This is a genomic window from Pseudomonas emilianonis (assembly GCF_023072625.1).
GTDB lineage: Bacteria > Pseudomonadota > Gammaproteobacteria > Pseudomonadales > Pseudomonadaceae > Aquipseudomonas > Aquipseudomonas paraveronii.
Genome location: NZ_JAKNRV010000258.1, coordinates 1 through 7,508, shown reverse-complemented (window position 1 = coordinate 7,508; position 7,508 = coordinate 1). Strand labels below are relative to the sequence as shown.

Annotated in this window: 7 protein-coding genes; 2 read left to right on the top strand and 5 right to left on the bottom strand. The window is 62.1% G+C overall.

The genetic code is table 11. The features are described from left to right. Positions 1-810, top strand: an 810-nt coding sequence (locus L9Z73_RS21460; RefSeq protein ID WP_247405179.1) for a sensor histidine kinase, incomplete at its 5' end; no start/stop codon positions are given. A gap of 134 nt (positions 811-944) precedes the next feature. On the opposite strand, the gene L9Z73_RS21455 is transcribed toward L9Z73_RS21460, so the two are convergent. From L9Z73_RS21455 to L9Z73_RS21440, 4 genes are read right to left on the bottom strand one after another with little or no spacing between them, the layout of a single operon-like run. Then, positions 945-1,355: an SRPBCC family protein gene (locus L9Z73_RS21455; RefSeq protein WP_247405177.1), complete on the bottom strand. Its 411-nt coding sequence runs from the start codon at positions 1,353-1,355 to the stop codon at positions 945-947. Positions 1,356-1,410: 55 nt separating this feature from the next. Further along, complete coding sequence (locus tag L9Z73_RS21450; RefSeq protein WP_247405175.1) at positions 1,411-2,706, bottom strand: NAD(P)/FAD-dependent oxidoreductase; 1,296 nt, start codon at positions 2,704-2,706, stop codon at positions 1,411-1,413. Beyond that, positions 2,703-3,791, bottom strand: a complete 1,089-nt coding sequence (locus L9Z73_RS21445; protein ID WP_247405173.1) for a polyamine ABC transporter substrate-binding protein — start codon at positions 3,789-3,791, stop codon at positions 2,703-2,705. Before L9Z73_RS21445 ends, L9Z73_RS21450 begins: the two co-directional genes overlap by 4 nt. A gap of 22 nt (positions 3,792-3,813) precedes the next feature. Beyond that, a complete protein-coding gene (locus L9Z73_RS21440) occupies positions 3,814-5,172 on the bottom strand; it encodes a glutamine synthetase family protein (protein WP_247405172.1) in 1,359 nt (452 codons plus the stop codon). Positions 5,173-5,311: 139 nt separating this feature from the next. Here L9Z73_RS21440 and L9Z73_RS21435 point away from each other — a divergent pair, with 139 nt between their 5' ends. Then, positions 5,312-6,208, top strand: a complete 897-nt coding sequence (locus L9Z73_RS21435) for a helix-turn-helix domain-containing protein (protein ID WP_247405170.1) — start codon at positions 5,312-5,314, stop codon at positions 6,206-6,208. Between the two features lie 521 nt (positions 6,209-6,729). Here L9Z73_RS21435 and L9Z73_RS21430 read toward each other — a convergent pair. Then, a partial coding sequence (locus L9Z73_RS21430) for an acetoin dehydrogenase dihydrolipoyllysine-residue acetyltransferase subunit (RefSeq protein ID WP_247405169.1) occupies positions 6,730-7,508 on the bottom strand: 779 nt, incomplete at its 5' end.

The window sequence follows — 7,508 nt, the reverse complement described above, 5'->3', positions numbered from 1 at the left end:
AGCGCCGAGGCCATCGTCGCCGGCGACCTCACCCATCGCCTGCCGCTGTCGAACCGGCGTGACGAACTGGACATGCTCGCCGCCATCGTCAACGCCATGCTCGACCGCATCGAGAAGCTGATGAACGAGGTCAAAGGCGTGTGCGACAACATCGCCCACGACCTGCGCACCCCGCTCACCCGCCTGCGCGCGCAGTTGTACCGCATCAAGCAACAAGCCGAACAAGACTCGGCCCACGCGGTGCAACTGGACGACGCCATCGCCGAAACCGACACCCTGATGGCGCGCTTTCGCGGACTGTTGCGCATCTCGGAACTGGAAGACCACCAGCGCCGCTCGGGTTTCCTGGTGCTGGACCCGCTACCGCTGCTGCGCGAACTGCACGACTTCTACCTGCCCCTGGCCGAGGAAGGCGAACTGCAACTGGTGCTCGACACCCCGCCATCCCTGCCTTGGATCACCGGAGATCGGGCCTTGCTGTTCGAGGCCCTGGCCAACCTGCTGAGCAACTCGATCAAGTTCACCCCACCGGGCGGCGAAGTGATTTTGCGTGGGGTCAACGATGCGGGGAGCACGCGTATCGAAGTCCACGACTCCGGCCCCGGCATCCCCGCCGCAGAACGCAAGGCGGTGTTCCAGCGTTTTTATCGCCTGGACGAAAGCGACCAGCAAGGCGGGTTCGGGCTGGGCTTGTCGATTGTGGCGGCTATCATCAACTTGCACGGCTTCAAGCTGGACGTCGGCACCAGCCAGCGCGGCGGTGCGCGGTTGGTGCTGGAGTGTCGCCAGCAGCTCATGCCCGAAGCCTGAGACCTGCACAGGCCAAATGTGGGAGGGAGCTTGCTCCCGATAGCAGTGTTTCAGTCATTCATCAGGTGACTGACACTCCGCTATCGGGAGCAAGCCCCCTCCCACATTAGCCCTGCATTGCCTGATAGATCTGCTCAGAAATTCGCGCGCAGCGCCTCAACCCCGCCTTTGTAAACCCCGGCAAACAGCTCTTCCACCGCCGCCTCCGTAGTACCCGCCGCCGGGGTAAACACACCGGACCACGTCACCTTCGCCGACGACTCCGTCAGCGCCTCAACCTGCAACGTTGCCAGGTAGGCGCTCACCGGAAACGGCGATTCTTCAATGGTGTAGCTGTAAGTACGCCCGACGTTATCGAAGGTCTGCAAACGCTCCACCACCACACCACCGTCGGCGGTTTCCAGGTGACGCACACGCCCGCCTTCGCCGGCTTCGCTCTTGACGATCAGCGGCAGCCAGTCCGGCAGGCTGTTGAAGCCACCGACCAATTTCCAGACCTGATCGGCCGATACCGGGATTTCAATTGCTGCAGATGCTGTTGGCACGGTAACTCTCCAGAAGTCATGGGAAAACGTCGTCCAGCCTGCCACGCCACGAGCTTCAATGCATCAACTCCCGCAACCGATACCACGCCATCCCCAACGCCAGCAGCGGCGAGCGCAACGCCTTGCCACCGGGAAAGGTCATGTGCGGCACCTGGCTGAAAATATCCAGGCCCTGGCTGTGGCTCGCGTGTATGCCTTCGGCCAACAGCCGCGCGCACCAGTGGGTCACGTTCAGCCCATGCCCGGAATAGCCCTGGGCGTAGAACACATTCGGGTACTGCTGCAGCCGCCCGACCTGCGGGAAGCGATTGGCGGTGATGCCGATCTTGCCGCCCCACTGGAACTCGATGGCGGTGTCGGCCAGTTGCGGGAATACCTTGAGCATCTTGGGCTGCATATAGGCAGCGATGTCTTTAGGATCGCGCCCCGAGTAATGGCAGGCGCCGCCGAACAACAGGCGGCGGTCGGCGGACAACCGGTAGTAATCCAGCCCGACTTTCTGGTCACAGAGGGCCAGGTTTTGCGGGATCAGTGGGTGGGCGACGTCCTGCGGCAACGGTTCAGTGGCGATGATGTAACTGCCCGCCGCGAGCACCTTGCCGCTCAGACGCGGTTCCAATTCTTCCAGATGGGCATTGCAGGCCAGTACCAGATTGGCGGCGCGTACCGTGCCGCCAGCGCAACGCACCTGCACCGTGTCGCCGTGAACCAGCTCCAGCACTTCGCTATGTTCAAAGATCCGCACCCCAAGGGACTCGGCCACCTGTGCCTCGCCGAGCACCAGGTTCAGCGGGTGCAAATGCCCGGAGCCCATGTCCACCAGGCCACCGGCATAGACAGTGGAGCCCACCACCTGCTGCATATCCTGCGGCGCGACCAGGCGGGTTTCATGAGCGTATCCCAGCGTCGCCAGGTGCGCCTGCTCAGCGTTGAACGCTGCGAATTGCGCCGGGGTATTGGCCAGCTCGCAGAACCCCCAGCGTAAATCGCAGTCGATGGCGTGCTCACGAATACGCTCACCGACCAGCGCCACCGACTCGATACCGGCGCGCTCCAGATAACGCACGCCCTCCTCGCCTACATACTTGGAAAACCCCGACACAGCGTGGCCGATGCCGCGAATCAACTGCCCGCCATTGCGCCCGCTGGCGCCCCAGCCGATGCGCCGCGCCTCCAGCAGGATCACCGAGAGCCCGCGCTGGGCCAGTTCAATGGCCGTGTTGACGCCGGTGAACCCACCGCCGATCACACACACATCGGCGCTCAGGTCCGCGCCCAGCGACGGACGCTCGGGCATGGCATTGGCCGAAGCACGGTAATAGGACTGGGCGTGGTCACTGGATTGAATCATATATTGGTCTTCACTTTGCTCCAGGCGCGGGTCATCAGGCGCATGGTCGCCGGGGTTGGCGTGGTGGAAATATAGAGTTTGTCGAGCACGGCCTGGGACGGGTACACCTCAGGGTTGTTCACCAGTTCCGGGTCCATGAAGGCCTTGGCTGCCGGGTTGGCGTTGGCATAGCCGACCGAGGCACTGACTTTGGCGATGACTTCAGGGTCGAGCAGGTAGTTGATAAAGGCGTGGGCTTCTTTTGGGTTGCTCGCATCGGCGGGGATCGCCAGCAGGTCAAACCACAGGTTGGAGCCTTCCTTGGGAATCGAATACGCAATGTTCACCCCATTCTTGGCTTCCTTGGCGCGGTTGGCGGCCTGGAACACGTCGCCGGAATAACCGAAGGCCACGCAGATGTCGCCGTTGGCCAAGTCCGAGATGTACTTGGAGGAATGGAAGTACGTGATGTACGGCCGCAACTTCAACAGCTTGGCCTGCGCCTGTTTGTAGTCCTCGGGGTTCTCGCTGCGCGGGTCTTTGCCCATGTAGTTGAGGATCGCCGGGAACAGCTCATCCGCCGAGTCGAGGAAGGCCACGCCGCACTGGTTGAGCTTCTTGAGGTTCTCCGGTTCGAACAGCACCGCCCACGAATCGATATGGTCGATGCCGAGCACCTGCTTGACCTTGTCGACGTTGTAGCCGATGCCGTTGGTGCCCCACAGGTACGGCACCGAGTGCGCATTACCCGGGTCGTTTTTCTCCAGCAGCGCGAGCAACTTGGGGTCGAGGTTCTTGAAGTTGGGCAGTTGCGAACGGTCCAGCTTGAGGAACGCACCAGCCTTGACCTGGCGCGCCAGGAAGTGGTTGGACGGCACCACCACGTCATACCCGGTGCGCCCCGCCAGCAGCTTGCCCTCCAGGGTTTCGTTGGAGTCGAACACGTCGTAGACCACCTTGATCCCGGTCTTGGCCTGGAAGTCGGCCAACGTGGTTTCGCCGATGTAGTCGGTCCAGTTGTAGACACTGACCGTTGGCTCCGCCTGCGCGGCGCTGCTGAATGCCGCCACCAGGGCCAGCGGGAGAAGTTTTTTCGTCAGACGCATATCGACACCCCTTTATGATTGTTTAGACGCTCAACAGCAGGAACTCACGCTCCCAGGAACTGATCACCCGCTTGAAATTTTCATGCTCGGCGCGTTTGACCGCGACGTAGCCGCGCACGAACTTGTCGCCCAGGTACTGCTTGACTGTGTCGCAATCCTCCATGCGCGCCAGCGCATCTTCGAGGGTGAACGGCAGGCGCAGGTTGCGGCGCTCGTAGGCGCGACCTTCCACCGGAGCGCTCGGCTCGATCTTTTCGATCATCCCCAGGTAGCCACACAACAGGCTGGCGGCAATGGCCAGGTACGGATTGGCATCGGCGCCGGGCAGGCGGTTTTCCACGCGCATGGCGTCGGGGCTGGAGGTCGGCACGCGCAGGCCGACGGTGCGGTTTTCTTCGCCCCACTCGACGTTGACGGGTGCCGAGGTGTCTGGCAGAAAACGCCGGAACGAGTTCACGTTGGGCGCGAACATTGGCAGCAACTTGGGGATGTACTTCTGCAGGCCGCCGATGTGATGCAGGAACAGTTGGCTCATCTTGCCGTCGGCATCGACGAATACCGGCTTGCCGGTAGCGATGTCGACCACGCTCTGATGCAAATGCATGGCGCTGCCCGGCTCGTCGGCCACCGGCTTGGCCATGAAGGTCGCGGCCACGTTGTGCTTGAGCGCGGCCTCGCGCAGGGTGCGTTTGAACACGGTGATCTGGTCGGCGAGGTCGAGGGCGTCGCCATGGCGGAAGTTGATTTCCATCTGCGCCGGGCCGTCTTCGTGGATCAGCGTATCGAGGTCCAGGCCCTGAAGTTCGCACCAGTCGTAGACGTCTTCGAACAGCGGGTCGAACTCGTTGGCGGCGTCGATGGAAAACGACTGGCGACCGGTCTCGGCGCGGCCGGAGCGGCCCACCGGGGTTTTCAGCGGCAGGTCGGGGTCTTCGCAGCGCTGAGTCAGGTAGAACTCCATTTCCGGCGCGACAATCGGCTGCCAGCCCTGCTCGGTGTAGAGCTGCAGCACCTTTTTCAGCACGTTGCGCGGCGACAGTTCGATGGGGTTGCCCTGTTTGTCGAAGGTGTCGTGGATCACGATGGCGGTGGGTTCAATGGCCCACGGCACCACATACGTAGCGTTGGGTGCCGGGCGGCAGACCATGTCGATGTCGGCTGGATCGAGCAGGTCGTAGTAGACATCGTCGTCGACAAAGTCCCCGGTTACCGTTTGCAGCAACACACTTTCCGGCAGGCGCATGCCTCGCTCATGCAGGAACTTGTTGGTGGGTGCAATTTTGCCGCGTGCGATGCCAGTCAAATCACTGATCACGCATTCGACTTCGGTAATCTTGTGTTCTTTCAGCCAGGCGGACAGCTGATCGAAGGGGGCGTTCATAAGGACCTCGTCATGGGGAGAGAGACTGCGTCGGCTTGTACTCCCGGCGCATTGAGGTCTATCTTGGGCGCGCCGCACCACGGCATCTATCCACTTTGCACCGAGCACAACGCACCAATAGAGTGCGACCAGGTTCCCCATGACACAGGCTACTGCTTTGCGCGTACAGGCCTTCACCACCGGTGATGTGGCCGCCCAATGCCGTGCGACACCCGGCTGGGTGCAGCACTACCAGCAGATGTCCCCCGGGCATTTCGCCGGGCAGATTCGCTACCTCGACCTGCAAGGTGTGGAGGTCTACGAAGAGTGCATGAACACCCGGGTGGAGCAGCATTTCAATGCGCCTCCGGGGGCGCTGGCGTTCTGTTTCGACGGCAGCGACAACGCGCTGTACATGCTCAATGGCGAGAGCCGCAACACCTGGATCACCCCAGAGAACTACCGCGAAGTCGCGGTGGTGTTCGGGCCGCAGTTCGTGCAGCGCCATGGGCTGGATGTGGCGAAACTCGAAGGCTTGTTCATGGCGCCGCTGACCGGTCAGCAGAATGCGCTGTTCAGCCGTTGGCTCAGTGGCACCCTCACCCGGTTGTCCGCCACCACCGACCCGATCTGCCGCGATGCCCTCACCCAACAGTTGCTCGACGACTGCCTGTTCATTCTCGACAACGCGAGCGTATGCCTGGACCGCCAGTCATTGCAGCGGCGCAGCGAAGAGCGCCGGCTGATGACGCGCGTTGGCGAATGGGCGGTAGATGCAGCGGATGACGCCGTCAACCTGCTGGAACTGGCGCAGATCGCCGGTGTGCCGTTGCGCCAGTTGCAACAGGGCTTCAAGACCTACACAGGGATGAGCCCGGCGCAGTGGTTGCGCTTGCGCCGCTTGAACGGGGCACGGCGAGAGTTGTTGAGTTCAGCCGGGGCCACGGTGGCGCAAGTGGCGATGAACTGGTCGTTCTGGCATTTGGGGCGATTTTCCAATAGCTACCGGGCACTGTTCAAAGAACTGCCGAGCGCAACCCTCAAGCGCTCCCTTTGAAATGCACTCTAAATGGTGGGAGGGGGCTTGCCCCCGATTGCAGTGGGTCAGTCACCAGGAATATTGACTGAGCCACCGCTATCGGGGGCAAGTCGAATCGTCGCACCGCCCCTCCCACATTGGATGGCATCAAGGCTGGGCGTTGAGGACGGTTGCCATCAACTGGTTGACCCGCTCCGCTGCCTCTAACTTTTGAAATGCAATTTAAATTGTGGGAGGGGGCTTGCCCCCGATGGCAATGGGTCAGTCACCAGGAATATTGGCTGAGCCACCGCTATCGGGAGCAAGTCGAATCGTCGCACCGCCCCTCCCACATTGGATTGCATCAAGGCTGGGCGTTGAGGAAGGTTGCCATCAACTGATTGACCCGCTCCGCTGCCTCTAACTTTTGAAATGCAATTTAAATTGTGGGAGGGGGCTTGCCCCCGATTGCAGTGGGTCAGTCACCAGGAATATTGGCTGAGCCACCGCTATCGGGAGCAAGTCGAATCGTCGCACCGCCCCTCCCACATTGGATTGCATCAAGGCTGGGCGTTGAGGAAGGTTGCCATCAGTTGATTGACCCGCTCCGCCGCCTCCAACTGCACCATGTGCCCCTGCCCCGGCAGGATTTCCACCTGGGCCTCGAGCCCCTCGGCATGCCTGGCCGGGATGATTGCATCCTCGCTGCCCCAGATCACCAGGCTTGGCTGATGCCCCACGACGTTGCGCAAATCCAGCTGCTGCCGCCCGCCATCGAAGAGTTGGGCATTGAGTTGGCGCAACGCCTGATCCACCCCTTCCAGGCGCTTGAACTTGAGCATATCTTCGAGCATCTGCCGGGTGACCAGCGCCGGGTCGCTGAACAGTTGCACCAGTTGCGGCTTGAGCGCGTTGCGGTTGTTGGCCTCGGTGAAGCCTTGCAGGTAATCGCCATTGATATCAGGCCCCAGGCCGGCGCTGGCGATCAGGGTCAGCGAAGCCACACGCGCGGGTGCCTGGCTCGCCACTGTCAGGCTTACCAGGCCGCCCATTGAGTGGCCGGCGAGGTGGACGCGGTCGAGCGTGAGATGATCGAGCAACGCCAACACCGCCTGGCTCAGTTCCTCGGCATCGCCGCGGTGCAACTGCTTGCCCGACTCGCCATGACCCGGCAAATCCAATGCAATCACGCGTCGCACCGTCGCCAGGCCCGGGTGGTTGAACAGCCAGTTATTCAAGTCGCCACCAAACCCGTGGACCAGCACCAGCGGCGTGCCGCCCTCACCGAGGTCGAGATAGCGCAACAGCCGCCCGCCCACCTCGACTTTCTGCGCGCTGG